Raw genomic sequence first — 13510 nt, 5'->3', positions numbered from 1 at the left:
GAGGCCGTGACCCGACCCCGCCGTTCGTCCCCCCGCTCCCGTCCCGTCGACCCGGAGGTCGGCCTCGAGCTCGAGCTCGAGATCGGCCCCGTCGCGCACGGCGGCCACTGCGTCGCCCGCCACGAAGGTCGCGTCGTCTTCGTGCGCCACACCCTGCCGGGCGAGACGGTGCGCGCCCGCGTGACCGAGGGTGGCAAGAAGTTCTGGCGAGCCGACGCCGTCGAGGTGCTGGAGCCGTCGGCCGACCGCGTGGAGCCGGCCTGGCCGGCGTCCGGCCCGGGCGGCGTGGGTGGCGCGGAGCTCTCCCATGTCGCGCTGCCCGCGCAACGGCGCTGGAAGGCGGCGGTGCTCGCCGAGCAGCTCCGGCGGCTCGCCGGGCTGGAGCCAGACGTGACGGTCGAGGCCGCTCCCGGCGACGACGAGCGTGGTGGGCTCGCCTACCGCACCCGGATCGAGCTCGTGACGGACGCCGACGGTCGCGCCGGGATGCGGCGGTTCCGGTCGCACGACGTCGTCCCGCTGGACGCCATGCCGCTCGCGACGCCGGAGGTGCTGACGCTGGCGGCGACCGAGGGAGTCTTCACCCGGCGCTGGCGGCCGGGCCAGCGGCTCGAGCTCGTCGCACCGGCAGGGGGCGCGGACGCCCTGATGCTGGTGGACGGCACGCCGTGGCGGCGCGGCCGGCCGGACTTCCGGCCGAACGCCCGCCGCGCGGTGACGGAGACCGTGCAGGTCGGCGACGCCGAGCACCGGTACCGCGTCGCCGCCGACGGGTTCTGGCAGGTGCACCGCGGGGCCCCCGGGGTGCTGGCGGGAGCCGTCCTGGACGCCGTCGGCGACGTCTCCGACGCCACCGTCCTGGACCTGTACTCCGGCGCGGGCCTGTTCACGCTGCCGCTCGCCGCGGCGGTCGGGGAGCGTGGGCGGGTCGTCGCGATCGAGGGCGACGAGCAGGCGGTCAAGGACGCCCGGCGCAACGTCCACGGGCTGCACCACGTGGACCTGCGGTTGGGCGCGGTGGACCGTGTGCTCGCAGGCCGCACCGACGACGACCCCGTGCCGGCGGCCGACGTCGTCGTCCTCGACCCACCTCGCGCCGGCGCCGGGCGCGCCGTGGTGGACGCCATGGCGGGGCGGGAGCCGGGCCGGATCGTCTACGTGGCCTGCGACCCTGCTGCGCTCGCCCGGGACGTCGGCCTGCTCGGCGAGCGGGGGTACACCCTGACCGGCCTGCGGGCGTTCGACCTCTTCCCGCACACGCACCACGTGGAGGCGGTGGCGGTGCTGGACCGCTGAGCGGACCTCGGTACCGTCGGATCATGCAGGAACGAGGCCTGGTGCGGCGGTGGCTGCCGCTGCGGCTGGCGGTCGTCGCGGTCGTGGTCGGCGTGGCCGTGCTGGTCGCCCTCCTCGTGCGCTCGTCGGGCGAGGTGGTGCTGCACACCTACCGCGGCCTCCCGGCGGGTGTCGACGCCGATCCAACCGGCGCGGAGCCGGGATGGCTGCTGGCTCCGGAGTCGGGCCGGATCGCCGTCTACGCCGCGGGCAGCTCGTCGTGCCCGTGGCTGCCGCAGGACGTCGTCGCGGAGGGCGACCGCGTCACCATCACCCTGGGCACCGGCACGGGCGAGTGCACCGCGGACCTGACCTGGACCACGAGCGTGGTGGCCGTGCCGGACGGGGTCGACCTGGCTCGGCTCGACGTCGACCTCGTCCTGGACGGCTGAACCGGACGGTCAGGTGAGCCGCGACGCCGCCGAGGCGAAGCCGAGCCAGCTGTGCCGGTTGCCCCACCAGCACCAGCCCACCTTCGCCGCACCCCGGCGCTGCGACCCGTCGCGTCCGGTCCCGTTGGAGATCCACACGGCGGGGGTCCGCGAGTCGAACGAGCCGTCGGGCTTGCGCAGCCGGGAACCGATCGTCATGAAGCATCGGTTGCGCTCCAGCACGTCGGGCGCCTGCAGCGCCCAGTGCAGGCCTTCCGCCAGCGTGAGCGGGGTCCGTCCGCGTCGCTCGAGCTCGGGGGCGGCCTCGGCCGGTGACCAGCTCGCCAGGTCGTCACCGCGATCGGGTCCGACGACGGCGTAGACGTCGGCGGTCGGCTCCTCCAGCCCGGTGGGAGCGAACTCGTCGGCGTCCGGCATGTCGACCACCACGAACCCCTCCCGCTCGATCGTCCCGGCGCGGGTGCGCACGGCCCGGCGCAGGTGCGGGGCGAGACTCGAGGGGCGCAGGTGGCGCGGGTGCACGACGAGCAGCGCGCCGTCGGGGGCCCGTGTGGCGAGGCGGGCCGCCGTCGACGGCAGCGTGGCGGCGTCGAGCGTTCCGGCGGCGGGCAGGAGACCGAGGTCCGCGAGGCGGTCGGCCTGGGCGGGGAGCGAGGGCAGGGGAGCGGGCACGTGACGTCCTTCCAGGTGGCGGCCGTCGTTCAACGTCCGCCGGGGCGCTCGTGTTCCCGTCCGGCGCGCGGCGGTGAGGCACCCCTAAGTATCTTGACGTCAAGATATATGGGCTATGCTGGGTGCAGCCCGGCGACCTCTGCGTACGCTGGGCGGAGCCCGTCGGAAACATCGGCGTCGGAACCGCTGCCACGTGCCAGATCGGTGCCCGCGCCGGACAGCCCCCTAGAAGGAGCCGCAGTGAGCAGCGTGGACACATTCGGATCGAAGGGAACCCTGGACGTCGCCGGGAACTCGTACGAGATCTTCCGGCTGTCGGCCGTCGAGGGGCTCGAGCGCCTCCCGTACGCGCTGAAGATCCTCGCGGAGAACCTCCTGCGGACCGAGGACGGCGCCAACATCACCGCCGATCACGTGCGTGCGCTCGCCGGGTGGGACCCGGACGCGCAGCCCAGCACCGAGATCCAGTTCACGCCCGCACGCGTGATCATGCAGGACTTCACCGGCGTGCCCTGCGTCGTCGACCTCGCCACGATGCGCGAGGCCGTCGCCGAGCTCGGTGGGGACCCCACCCGCATCAACCCCCTGGCACCGGCAGAGATGGTCATCGACCACTCGGTGCAGATCGACGTCGCAGGCCGCGCCGACGCGTTCGAGCGCAACGTCGAGATCGAGTACGAGCGCAACCACGAGCGCTACCAGTTCCTGCGCTGGGGCCAGACGGCGTTCGACGACTTCAAGGTCGTCCCGCCCGGCACCGGCATCGTCCACCAGGTCAACATCGAGTACCTGGCGCGCACGGTGATGACGCGTGAGGTGGACGGCGTGCTCCGGGCCTACCCGGACACCTGCGTCGGCACCGACTCGCACACGACGATGGTCAACGGCCTCGGCGTGCTCGGCTGGGGCGTCGGTGGCATCGAGGCCGAGGCGGCCATGCTCGGCCAGCCCGTCTCGATGCTCATCCCGCGCGTCGTCGGCTTCAAGCTCACCGGCGAGATTCCCGCGGGCGTCACCGCCACGGACGTCGTGCTGACGATCACGCAGATGCTGCGCCAGCACGGCGCCGTCGGCAAGTTCGTCGAGTTCTACGGCTCCGGGGTCGGCCAGGTCCCGCTGGCGAACCGCGCCACCATCGGCAACATGTCGCCGGAGTTCGGTTCCACGGCTGCGATCTTCCCGATCGACGAGGTGACGATCGACTACCTGCGCCTGACCGGCCGGTCCGACGAGCAGCTGGCGCTCGTCGAGGCGTACGCCAAGGAGCAGGGCCTCTGGCTCGACCCGACGTCGGACGACTACGTCGAGCCGACGTTCTCGGAGTACATGGAGCTGGACCTGTCGACCGTCGTGCCGTCGATCGCCGGCCCGAAGCGTCCGCAGGACCGCATCGAGCTGTCCAACGCGAAGTCCGCGTTCGCGCGTGACCTGCCGGCCTACGCGTCCGACGTCATCGACGCCGTCGACGAGGCCGAGAAGGAGTCCTTCCCGGCCTCCGACTCGCCGTCGACCCACGCGCAGGTGCGCCGCACCGTGCCCGTGACGGACTCCGAGGGCAAGGAGTTCGAGCTGTTCCACGGTGCCGTCGCGATCGCTTCGATCACCTCGTGCACCAACACCTCCAACCCGTCGGTGATGCTCGCTGCGGCGCTGCTGGCCAAGAAGGCCGTCGAGGCGGGCCTCGAGGCCAAGCCGTGGGTCAAGACCTCCATGGCGCCCGGCTCCCAGGTCGTGACGAACTACTACGAGAAGGCCGGCATGTGGCCGTACCTGGAGAAGCTCGGCTTCCACCTGGTCGGTTACGGCTGCGCCACCTGCATCGGCAACTCCGGCCCGCTGGACGAGAAGATCTCCGAGGCGGTCCAGGAGCACGACCTCGCCGTCGTCTCCGTGCTGTCCGGCAACCGCAACTTCGAGGGCCGCATCAACCCGGACGTCAAGATGAACTACCTGGCGTCCCCGCCGCTGGTCATCGCGTACGCCCTGGCCGGCACGATGGAGTTCGACTTCGAGCACGACCCGCTGGGGCGCGACGAGGACGGCAAGCCGATCTTCCTGCGCGACATCTGGCCCACGCCGGCCGAGGTCGAGGAGACCATCGCCACGTCGATCTCCCGCGACATGTTCACCAAGGACTACGCCGACGTCTTCGCCGGCGACGACCGCTGGCGCGCGCTCGACACCCCGGAGGGCGACACGTTCGCCTGGGACACCGAGTCGACCTACGTGCGCAAGCCCCCGTACTTCGAGGGCATGGGCGCCACGCCGGAGCCCGTCGCGGACATCGCGGGCGCTCGCGTGCTGGCCAAGCTGGGCGACTCCGTCACCACCGACCACATCTCGCCGGCCGGTGCGATCAAGGCCGACAGCCCGGCGGGCACCTACCTCGCCGAGCACGGGGTGGGACGCCGCGACTTCAACTCCTACGGATCCCGTCGCGGGAACCACGAGGTCATGATCCGCGGCACGTTCGCGAACATCCGCCTGAAGAACCAGCTCCTGGACGGCGTCGAGGGTGGCTTCACCTTCAACTTCGTCAAGGGCGAGCAGGACACCATCTACGACGCGGCCCAGGACTACGCCGCGCAGGGCACCCCGCTGGTGGTGCTGGGCGGCAAGGAGTACGGCTCCGGGTCGTCGCGCGACTGGGCGGCCAAGGGCACCGCGCTGCTCGGCGTCAAGGCGGTCATCACCGAGTCGTTCGAGCGGATCCACCGGTCGAACCTCATCGGCATGGGCGTCCTGCCGCTGCAGTTCCCGGCCGGGCAGTCCGCCGAGTCGCTCGGCCTGGACGGCACCGAGACGTTCGACATCACCGGGATCGCGGCGTTGAACGACGGTTCCACCCCGGAGACGGTCGCCGTCAAGGCCACCAAGGACGACGGGTCGGTCGTCGAGTTCGACGCCGTCGTGCGCATCGACACCCCGGGCGAGGCGGACTACTACCGCAACGGCGGGATCCTGCAGTACGTGCGGGCCGCCCACGCCGCCCCCTGAGCCGGAGGCCTGAGGCGACGAACGGCGCCCCGTCGCTCCCTCGAGGAGCGGCGGGGCGCCGTTCGTTCCGGCCCGGGGGATCTCGGGCAGGCCGGGCGGCCCGGCCCGGCCTGCCCGAGAGATCAGTAGGTGAGGGTGCTGAGGTAGTCGAAGCTGTCCTGCGCGAAGTCGCGTCCGTCCGGAGCGAGGTCGTACTCGACGGTGTAGTACCGCACCTTGCCGTGGGCCGCCTGGAGGATGGGCTCCCAGTCGAGCTCGCCCTCGCCCACGTCGGCGAAGGTCGCCCGGGCGTCACCGTTGAGGGACCCGTCCTTGACGTGCAGCAGCTCGATGCGGTCGCCGTACTCCTCGAGGAGCTCCACGACGTCCACGCCGGCGTCGTACGCCCACAAGATGTCCACCTCGAACGTCACGTACCGGGGGTCGGTGTTGTCGGCGATGATCTCCCACGCCGACTTCTCCTCGCCCGTGGCGGGGTCGGTGTAGACGGTGGTGAACTCCTGCTGATGGTTGTGGCCGAAGATCTTGTGCAGCCCGCGCTTCGAGGCGGCCTCCCCGAGGCGGTCCAGCGTCGCGGCGGTCGCGAGGGTGTCCTCGTAGCTGCCGATGCCGGGGGAGGCGAAACCACCGGAACCGACGTAGTGCTGGCCGATGGTCTTGGAGTAGTCCAGCGTCTCGTCCCAGGTGGACTCGTCCGTGCTGTTGTGCGACGCGGACACCTTGAGGCCGTGTTTCTTGACGAGTGCGCGGAACTCCTTGGCCGTGTACCCCGAGAAGTTGCCGGCGTAGGGCTCGATGTTCCGGTAGCCCATGCCGGCCAGCTCGCCGAGGACAGAGTCGAGTCCGTCCTGCGCCACCCAGGGGATGAGGCTGTACATCTGGATGGAGATCTTGCTGGCCGGCACCGTGCGCCCCGCGTCGTCCGGCGGGGCGGCAGCGGCACCGCCCGCCACCGAGAGGGCGAGCGCGAGCCCGGTGGCCGTGGCGGGCGCTGTGCGCAGCTTGCGGCGGCCAGGGGGGTGGTTCGACATCGTCGTCTTCCCTTCGCGTGCGACGTTCCGCCGGCGTTGGCGGTGCGGTGCAGGGACGGCGGTGACGCGCGCCACAGCACGATTGCGACATTAGGAGGACTTCCGCGGACTGTCAACCAAAAGATGCGTAACAGAAAGCAGCTTCACGCAGTGTGGGAGCTTGTCCAGGCAGGTGAAGCTGTCTGCGCGGCACCCGTCTCGGTGGCGTGCCTGACCACCGCGCGGAGGACGTCGGGATCGTCGAGGACGCGGTTGTGGCCGAGACCCGGCGCCAGCAGGAGCTCGCTGCCGGGGTGCGCCGCGTGGAGCTGGCGGGCGTTGTCCGGATCGTTCATCGAGTCGGTGGTGCTCTGCACGAACAGCGTGGGGACGCCGGCAGGCACCGGGTGGCGGGTCAGGTCGAGCTCGGTGCGGGGCGCGACGACCTCGGGGAACATCGTGCGCGCCGCTCGGTCGGCGAGCCGGTCGTGCACGCCCGCAGGGAGCCCGGACTGGCGGACGAACGAGCCGATGACCGACTCGAAGCCGGTTGGGGCCGCGATCGCCACCCACCGGTCGGCAGCCAGACCGTCGCGCAGCGCGAGGCCTGCCGCCATCCCGCCGAGGGAGTGCCCGACGACGGCGGCGGCTGGGCCGGACTGCTCCTGGACCGCGCGTAGCACGCGAGCGTGCTGGACGGCCTGGGTGCGGTGCCCGGTGGACTCGCCGTGCGCGACGCCGTCGAACGCCACGGGCCGCAGGCCCGCAGCCTCGAACGCCTCGACCAGTCGGGCGAACCGCGAGGCGCGCAACTGCCAGCCGTGGACGAGGAGCACCGACGGGGCGGAGGGGTCGCCCCAGGTGTAGGTGGTGACGTCCTCGCCGTCGACGCGAACGGTGCCGCGGCGGGCGGCGTCGTGCGTCATCTGGTCCGCGGGTCGGATGCGTGCCGCCGGTCCGACGCGGCGCATGGCGCGCAGGGCGAGGTCGACGCTGAGCGGCGGGGCGACCGTGCCGAGGATCCGGAAGCCGGTGCGGACGGGAGCGGGGGTGAGCGGCACGGGTCCTCCAGAGGACGAAGAAGAAGATGTACGACCGTTCGCACAGTAACACTGAACGAACGGTCGTACGATCAGTCCCATGACGTCGATCCAGGATTCCGCCGCGACGGACGGGCGCCGGGCACGAGGCGACCGCTCCCGACGAGCCGTGCTCGACCACGCCGTGCAGGTCGCCTCGGTCGACGGGCTGGGCGGCCTGACCTTCGGCTCCCTGGCCACGGCAGCCCCGGTCAACAAGAGCGGCATCGCGGGACTGTTCGGCTCCAAGGAAGGGCTGCAGCTCGCCGTTGTCGACCATGCGCGCGCGACGTTCGTCGAGGAGGTGATCGCCCCCGCACGGGAGGCCGAGCCGGGCGTGCCCCGGCTGTGGGCGCTCGTGGGGTCCTGGACGGTCTACTCGCGATCCCGCGTGTTCACCGGGGGCTGCTTCTTCCGCGCGGCCGAGGTCGAGCTCGACGGCCGCGCGGCCGGGCCTCTGCGTGATGCCGTCGTGGCGGTGCAGGAGCAGTGGGACGCCTACCTGCGCCACCAGGTCGAGCTCGGGACGGCGGCCGGTCAGCTGGGGCCGGACGCCGACGCCGAGCAGGTCGCCTTCGAGATCGACGCCCTGCTCGGCGCCGCGAACGACCGGTCGCTGCTCCTGGGCGACGACGGCGTCTACGCCCGCGCGCACCGGGCGATCCGGGCGGCACTCGTGGCGCGTGGCGCCGACGCCGCCGCGCTCACCTGAAGCCGAAGAGGGGCGGGAACAGCACCACGACGACGGCGGCCCAGACCGCGTACACCGGTAGGTAGCTCGTCTGCCAGCGTTCCAGCGCGGCGAACCCGCGGCGTCGGCGGCAGAACCCGAGCGTGAGCCGTCCCGACTGCACCAGGTGGACGGCCAGGAGCAGGTTGAGACCGAGGGCGGCCACCTTGTTGGGGCTCGCGCCGAACTCCGCGATGCGGGCGAGCATGGCAGTGACGGCCACGGCGTCGACCGCGAGCGCCGCCACCACCATGGCGAGCTGCAGAGCGTCGAAGAGCCCCGGACGTGCGAGCGGATCCCGCGCCGAGATCGAGTACAGCAGCAGCGCGAGCACCAGCATCAGCACCGCGTCGAGCAGGATCAGCAGCTCACGGTCGACGGTGGTCAGTCCGCCCGCCGCGACGAGCGCGACGAACGAGACCGCGAGCATCGCCGTCGTCAGCGGTGTGAACACGCGCGTCAGCACGGGGGCGATGTTCTCGACCACCTCCTGCTTCGCCTCGACCAGCCAGGCGGCGACGAGCAGGGCGCCGGGCACGCCGAAGGGCATCAGCCAGGCCTCGAGGACCGGCTCGAGGTCCACGCCGACGAGGCCGAGCAGACCGAAGGTGAGCCCGACGAGCACCGCGCTGCCCAAGGCGATGAGCACGAGGTAGATGGCGAGCTCGCCGGTGAAGCGCACGAAGTCCATGCGGCGGTCGGCGGACCGCCAGCGCCCGCCGGCGTACGCGAGGCCGACGATCGCCCACAGCACGACCGGTGCGTGGACGGCGGCCAGAACGGCCGTCGAGGCCGCGACGTCGAAGGGGTAGGCGTTCAGCGCGACGCCGAGCACGACGAACGCCGCGCCCAGCGCACCGAGCGTGCGCCCGGTCAGGCGCCGCTTCCAGGCCAGGTATGCCGCCAGGAACGGTGCGACGAGCAGGCCGACGTTGCGCATCAGGACCGTCTCGTCCCAGAAGGTCGCCCCGAGCTTGACGGCCAGGCCGGCTCCGACGGCGAGCGCGAAGACGACGGCGAGCTCGCGGCGGGAGGCCGGGGAGGCGCCGTCGTCGGGGGCGCCGGGCAGGAGCACGAGCTGCTTCCACAGCCGCTCGGAGTGCTCGCGGGCGAACTCTCGCGAGACGGAGTCCAGGCGGCCGAGGCGCTTGACGGCGACGAGGAACGCCTCGTCGTCGTCGAGGCCGGTCGCCGTGAGGTCGGCGACCCGCTCGCGCAGGTGGTCCTCCATCTCGTCGACGTCGGCCGGGGCGATGGCGCGGTGGCGGTGCACGTAGTCGCGCCATCGCGCGATCTGGGTCTCCAAGGAGGACTCGGTCTCCATCAGGCGAACCCCCCAGCGGTGGCCGGACCGCCCGGCAGCGGACGGGCGACGGCCTCCCAGGCCTGCGTGAGCGCGTCGCTCACGACCCGCCACTGCGCCTGCCGCTCGGCGAGCGTCTCGCGTCCGGCGGGGGTGATCGCGTAGTGCTTGCGGCGCCGTCCGGCGGGGGAGCGGCCCCAGCTCGCCTCGATGAGGCCGTTGCGCTCCAGGCGGTGCAGCAGCGGGTACAGCATGCCGTCGGTCCACTCCATGTGGCCGCCGGAGAGCTCGGCGACGCGCTTGGCGATCGCGTAGCCGTACGACTCGCCGTCGGCCAGGATGCCGAGCACGAGCGGTGTCGCGGAGGCCGCGACGAGGTCCTTGTCGATGTGCATGGGTCTCCATCCCTCGATCTACTAGGTATTAAACCCTCGTAGATCTAGGGGTGGCAAGCCATGAGGGCTCAGGTGCCGCCCTCGCGGGCACGCAGGCCGTAGGTACCGGCCGTCAGCGTGCGGTAGGAGTCCGCCACGATCCGTTCCAGCACGGCCAGGTCGACCCGCTCGAGGTCCTTGAGGTAGAGGCAGCCCACGCCGTGCTGGTGGGGCCCCAGCCGCTCGAGGTCCTCACGATGGGCGTCGATCCCGTCCATGAGGTAGACGACCGTGCGGGCCTTGCGCGGCGCGAACCCCGCGGCCACGGCGTCGCCGGACCGGCCCGACGCGTACTCGTAGCGGTACCGCCCGAACCCGACGATGCTGCCGTCACGGTGCGGCGTCTCCCCGGTCGCCCGGGACATGAGGTCCAGGAGGGTCTCGGCGTCGCGCCGGCGCACCGGGTGCTCGACGGCGTCGACGAGCTCGCGGACGTCCGGGGGGACCTGCGCCGGGTCGGCCATCAGGCCAGTCTGCGCCGTCAGGCGTCGGCGAGCACGCGGTGCAGGGCCTCGACGCCCATGCGGCGCACCCAGGCGTTCTCCGGGCCGGACTCGAACATCGACGTCGACATCGTCAGGGCCCAGCCGCGGGCACGCAGCCACACGGGATCGTCGGCCGGGTAGCGGTCCGAGAGCGCGTCGCGGTACGTGGCCCGGCCCGGCGCGTCGAGCACGAGCCAGGCGGCGGCCAGGTCGGTGGCGGGGTCGCCGGCCGTCATGTCGCCGAAGTCGACGACGGCGGCGAGCGCGCCGCCCTCGGCGTCCGGCCCGTCGCCGGTCACCACGAGGTTGCCCGGGTGCGGGTCACCGTGGATCCACACCGGCGGCCCGTCCCACGCCGGTGCCGCGACCAGGCGGGACCACAGCGTGAGGGCCTCCTCGCCGTCGGGCACGATGCCGCGCTCGACGCGGCCGCGCACGGCCGTGTCCCGCGTGGTGATCGGTGCCCCGCGGAACGGGTTGACCGGGGCGTCCGACGGCGCGGGGAGGTGCAGCGCCCGATGGAAGGCGGCGAGCTCCCCGGCGATCCGGCGCCGCCGACCGACCGGGACGTCCGCCGCGCGGACGCCGGCGACCCACGGCACCACGGACCACGACCACGGGTAGCCGAGGGCCGGGCTCGGGCGGCCGACGCGGACGGCGACCGGCACCGCGACCGGCAGGCGCGGGGCCAGCACACCCAGCCACTGCTGCTCGTGCTCGACGAGGTGGGCGGCGACCTCCCGCTGCGGCACCCGGACCGCCAGGTCGTGCCCGAGCCGCAGCATGACGTTGTCCCAGCCGTTGGCCACGACGCGCAGCAGGCGGTCGGCGAGGTCCGGGTGCTGCTCGGCGAGCAGGCCGCGCACCAGGTCGACGGTGACGTCCAGGTCGGCTCTCACGGCGTGCTCACAGGTCGAGCTCCAGCTCGTGCGCCCGGTCCCACTCCTCGGTCCAGCCCAGCTGGTCGAACAGCGCGTCGAGGATGCCCGCCGTGAACCCCCAGACCAGGTGCTCCGTGCCGCCGTCGTCCACCAGGAAGCCGGGACCGCGCCAGACCTGCCCGCCGCGGCGCAGCACGGTGGTGACGCGGCTGCCGGGATCGAGGAGGTCGGCCACCGGGGCGCGGAAGACGTGCGCGGACTCGGCCGGGTCGACGACGCCCACGGCGGACTGCCGCGCCCACCAGGCGAGGACCGGGGTGACGACGTGGTTGCTCACGGGCATCGGCAGGGACTCCAGCGTGCCGAGGACCTCGACGCCCGCGGTGTCCACCCCGGTCTCCTCGGTGGCCTCGCGCAGCGCCGCCTCGACGACGCCCTCGTCCGGCTCGACACGCCCGCCGGGGAACGCCACCTGGCCCGCGTGGGAGCGCAGCGTCGCGGCCCGCGACAGCAGGAGCACGTCCAGGTCGCGGTGCACGGCGAGCGCCTGCGCGTCGTGGTCGGCGGCGAGCGCGTCCAGCACGCCGAACAGCACCAGCACGGCGGCCGGCCGCGCGGCCGAGAGGTCGACCTCACCGCGGGCGTGGCGCCACGGGCCCGCGAACGTGCCGGCGTCGGCCAGCGCGGCGAGCTGTTCGCGGGCGGTCGGTGCGCTCACGAGCTCACCAGGAGGTGGCCAGGGGCATGCCCTCGGCGTAGCCGGCGGCCGACTGCACGCCCACCACGGCGCGCTCGGCGAACTCCGCGAGCGTGCGGGCCCCCGCGTACGTGCAGCTCGAACGCAGCCCGGAGGTGATCTCGTCGAGCAGGTCCTCCACGCCCGGACGCTCCGGGTCGAGGTACATCTTCCCGGTCGAGATGCCCTCCTCGTACAGCGCCTTGCGGGCCCGTCCGAACGCGGTGCCCGCGCCCGCGGTGCGCGCTGCGACGGCGCGCGCGGAGGCCATGCCGAACGAGTCCTTGTACTGCCGCCCCGAGCCGTCCTCGTGGAGGTCGCCGGGCGACTCGTACGTCCCGGCGAACCAGGAGCCGATCATCACCTGGGAGGCGCCAGCGGCCAGCGCGAGCGCGACGTCGCGCGGGTGCCGCACGCCGCCGTCGGCCCACACGTGCTTGCCGAGCCCGCGCGCCGCCTCGGCGCACTCGAGGACCGCGGAGAACTGCGGGCGCCCGACGGCGGTCTGCATGCGCGTGGTGCACATCGCACCGGGGCCGACGCCCACCTTGAGGATGTCGGCACCCGCGTCGACGAGGTCGCGCACGCCGTCGGCCGTGACGACGTTGCCGGCCACGACGGGGACGTGCGGGAAGTCGGCCCGCACGGCGGTGACCTCGCGCAGTGCGGCGAGCATCTTGTCCTGGTGACCGTGCGCGGTGTCGACGACGAGCACGTCCACGCCGGCGGCGAGCACCTCGCGCGTCTTGGCCGCGACGTCGCCGTTGATGCCGACGGCGGCGCCCACCCGCAGGCGTCCCGCCGCGTCGAGGGCGGGGGAGTAGACCGTGGAGCGCACCGCTCCCTTGCGGGTCAGCACGCCGACCAGGACGCCGTCGCGCACCACGGGGGCGAGCCGCACCTTCTCGGCGTGCAGCCGCTCGAACGTCGCCTCGAGGCCGTCGGCCTCGACCTGGGCGGCGTCGAGCGTGACGAGGCCGTCCGCGACGAGCGTGCCCACGCGGGCGAACCGGTCGACGGCGAGGCAGTCCGCCTCCGTGACGACGCCGACGGGGCGGCCGTCGTCGACCACCACGGCGGCGCCGTGCGAACGCTTGCCCAGCAGGCTCAGGACCGTCGCGACCGTCTCCGTGGGGGCCACCGTCACCGGCGTCTCGATCACCGGGTCCTTGGACTTGGTGTCCGCCACGACGTCCGCCACCACCTCGACCGGCACGTCCTGCGGCAGGATCGCGATCCCGCCGCGTCGCGCGATCGTCTCGGTCATGCGGCGCCCGGACACGGCCGTCATGTTGGCGACGACGATCGGGATCGTGGTCCCGGTGCCGTCGTCGGTCGACAGGTCGACGTCGAACCGGCTCGTCACGTCGGAACGCGACGGGACCATGAAGACGTCGCCGTAGGTCAGGTCGGTGGTGGGCCGTTGGCCGTCGAGGAAGCGCACGGGTGCCTCTTG

General features: G+C 73.0%; 13 protein-coding genes. 4 read left to right on the top strand and 9 right to left on the bottom strand.

The features are described from left to right. Positions 1–6: 6 nt before the first annotated feature. Together ACH5HR_RS02155 and ACH5HR_RS02150 are read left to right on the top strand one after the other, a co-directional pair. Positions 7–1296 (top strand): class I SAM-dependent RNA methyltransferase, encoded by a 1290-nt coding sequence (locus ACH5HR_RS02155; protein ID WP_416476007.1) that lies wholly within the window; start codon positions 7–9, stop codon positions 1294–1296. Between the two features lie 23 nt (positions 1297–1319). Then, positions 1320–1727, top strand: a complete 408-nt coding sequence (locus tag ACH5HR_RS02150; RefSeq protein ID WP_416476005.1) for a hypothetical protein — start codon at positions 1320–1322, stop codon at positions 1725–1727. Positions 1728–1736: 9 nt separating this feature from the next. Here the strand turns inward: ACH5HR_RS02150 and ACH5HR_RS02145 are convergent, their stop codons facing one another. After that, complete coding sequence (locus tag ACH5HR_RS02145; protein ID WP_402371609.1) at positions 1737–2399, bottom strand: DUF5701 family protein; 663 nt, start codon at positions 2397–2399, stop codon at positions 1737–1739. Between the two features lie 240 nt (positions 2400–2639). On the opposite strand from ACH5HR_RS02145, the gene acnA reads away from it, so the two are divergent. Further along, on the top strand, positions 2640–5396 hold the full coding sequence (gene acnA, locus ACH5HR_RS02140; RefSeq protein ID WP_416476003.1) for an aconitate hydratase AcnA: 2757 nt from the start codon (positions 2640–2642) through the stop codon (positions 5394–5396). Positions 5397–5518: 122 nt separating this feature from the next. Here the strand turns inward: acnA and ACH5HR_RS02135 are convergent, their stop codons facing one another. Together ACH5HR_RS02135 and ACH5HR_RS02130 are read right to left on the bottom strand one after the other, a co-directional pair. Next, positions 5519–6427, bottom strand: a complete 909-nt coding sequence (locus ACH5HR_RS02135) for a sugar phosphate isomerase/epimerase family protein (RefSeq protein WP_402371612.1) — start codon at positions 6425–6427, stop codon at positions 5519–5521. 143 nt (positions 6428–6570) lie between these two features. Further along, the gene (locus ACH5HR_RS02130) at positions 6571–7467 is read right to left on the bottom strand and encodes an alpha/beta fold hydrolase (RefSeq protein ID WP_402371613.1); all 897 of its coding nucleotides are present in this window, start codon (positions 7465–7467) and stop codon (positions 6571–6573) included. A gap of 79 nt (positions 7468–7546) precedes the next feature. On the opposite strand from ACH5HR_RS02130, the gene ACH5HR_RS02125 reads away from it, so the two are divergent. Further along, positions 7547–8197, top strand: coding sequence for a TetR/AcrR family transcriptional regulator (locus ACH5HR_RS02125; protein WP_416476001.1), 651 nt, complete (start codon positions 7547–7549; stop codon positions 8195–8197). Here the strand turns inward: ACH5HR_RS02125 and ACH5HR_RS02120 are convergent. The 6 genes from ACH5HR_RS02120 to guaB1 all read right to left on the bottom strand — a co-directional run bounded on the left by ACH5HR_RS02120 (position 8190) and on the right by guaB1 (position 13498). Next, positions 8190–9539, bottom strand: a complete 1350-nt coding sequence (locus ACH5HR_RS02120; RefSeq protein ID WP_416476000.1) for a permease prefix domain 1-containing protein — start codon at positions 9537–9539, stop codon at positions 8190–8192. The two genes, ACH5HR_RS02125 and ACH5HR_RS02120, sit on opposite strands and share 8 nt — an antisense overlap. Then, on the bottom strand, positions 9539–9913 hold the full coding sequence (locus ACH5HR_RS02115; protein WP_402371618.1) for a PadR family transcriptional regulator: 375 nt from the start codon (positions 9911–9913) through the stop codon (positions 9539–9541). The genes ACH5HR_RS02120 and ACH5HR_RS02115 overlap by 1 nt, the downstream gene beginning before the upstream one ends. A gap of 68 nt (positions 9914–9981) precedes the next feature. Continuing rightward, entirely contained in the window at positions 9982–10416 is a 435-nt protein-coding gene (locus tag ACH5HR_RS02110) for a DUF1801 domain-containing protein (RefSeq protein ID WP_416475997.1), read from the bottom strand. Positions 10417–10433: 17 nt separating this feature from the next. Further along, entirely contained in the window at positions 10434–11336 is a 903-nt protein-coding gene (locus ACH5HR_RS02105; protein WP_416475996.1) for an aminoglycoside phosphotransferase family protein, read from the bottom strand. Positions 11337–11343: 7 nt separating this feature from the next. Next, on the bottom strand, positions 11344–12036 hold the full coding sequence (locus tag ACH5HR_RS02100; protein WP_416475995.1) for an NUDIX hydrolase: 693 nt from the start codon (positions 12034–12036) through the stop codon (positions 11344–11346). A 4-nt stretch (positions 12037–12040) separates the two neighbouring features. Continuing rightward, entirely contained in the window at positions 12041–13498 is a 1458-nt protein-coding gene (guaB1, locus tag ACH5HR_RS02095; protein WP_402371623.1) for a GMP reductase, read from the bottom strand. Between the last annotated feature and the right edge of the window lie 12 nt (positions 13499–13510).

The sequence above is a fragment of the Isoptericola maris genome (assembly GCF_048065335.1).
Lineage (GTDB): Bacteria > Actinomycetota > Actinomycetes > Actinomycetales > Cellulomonadaceae > Isoptericola > Isoptericola rhizosphaerae.
This window is presented reverse-complemented; position numbering and strand designations above follow the sequence as displayed.

What these genes read in the sequence shown, in the direction of transcription:
- ACH5HR_RS02150 (WP_416476005.1), top strand. Translation starts at nt 1,320, where the DNA reads ATGCAGGAACGAGGCCTGGTGCGGCGGTGGCTGCCGCTGCGGCTGGCG.
- ACH5HR_RS02135 (WP_402371612.1), bottom strand. Translation starts at nt 6,427, where the DNA reads ATGTCGAACCACCCCCCTGGCCGCCGCAAGCTGCGCACAGCGCCCGCC.
- ACH5HR_RS02125 (WP_416476001.1), top strand. Translation starts at nt 7,547, where the DNA reads ATGACGTCGATCCAGGATTCCGCCGCGACGGACGGGCGCCGGGCACGA.
- ACH5HR_RS02120 (WP_416476000.1), bottom strand. Translation starts at nt 9,539, where the DNA reads ATGGAGACCGAGTCCTCCTTGGAGACCCAGATCGCGCGATGGCGCGAC.
- ACH5HR_RS02115 (WP_402371618.1), bottom strand. Translation starts at nt 9,913, where the DNA reads ATGCACATCGACAAGGACCTCGTCGCGGCCTCCGCGACACCGCTCGTG.
- ACH5HR_RS02110 (WP_416475997.1), bottom strand. Translation starts at nt 10,416, where the DNA reads ATGGCCGACCCGGCGCAGGTCCCCCCGGACGTCCGCGAGCTCGTCGAC.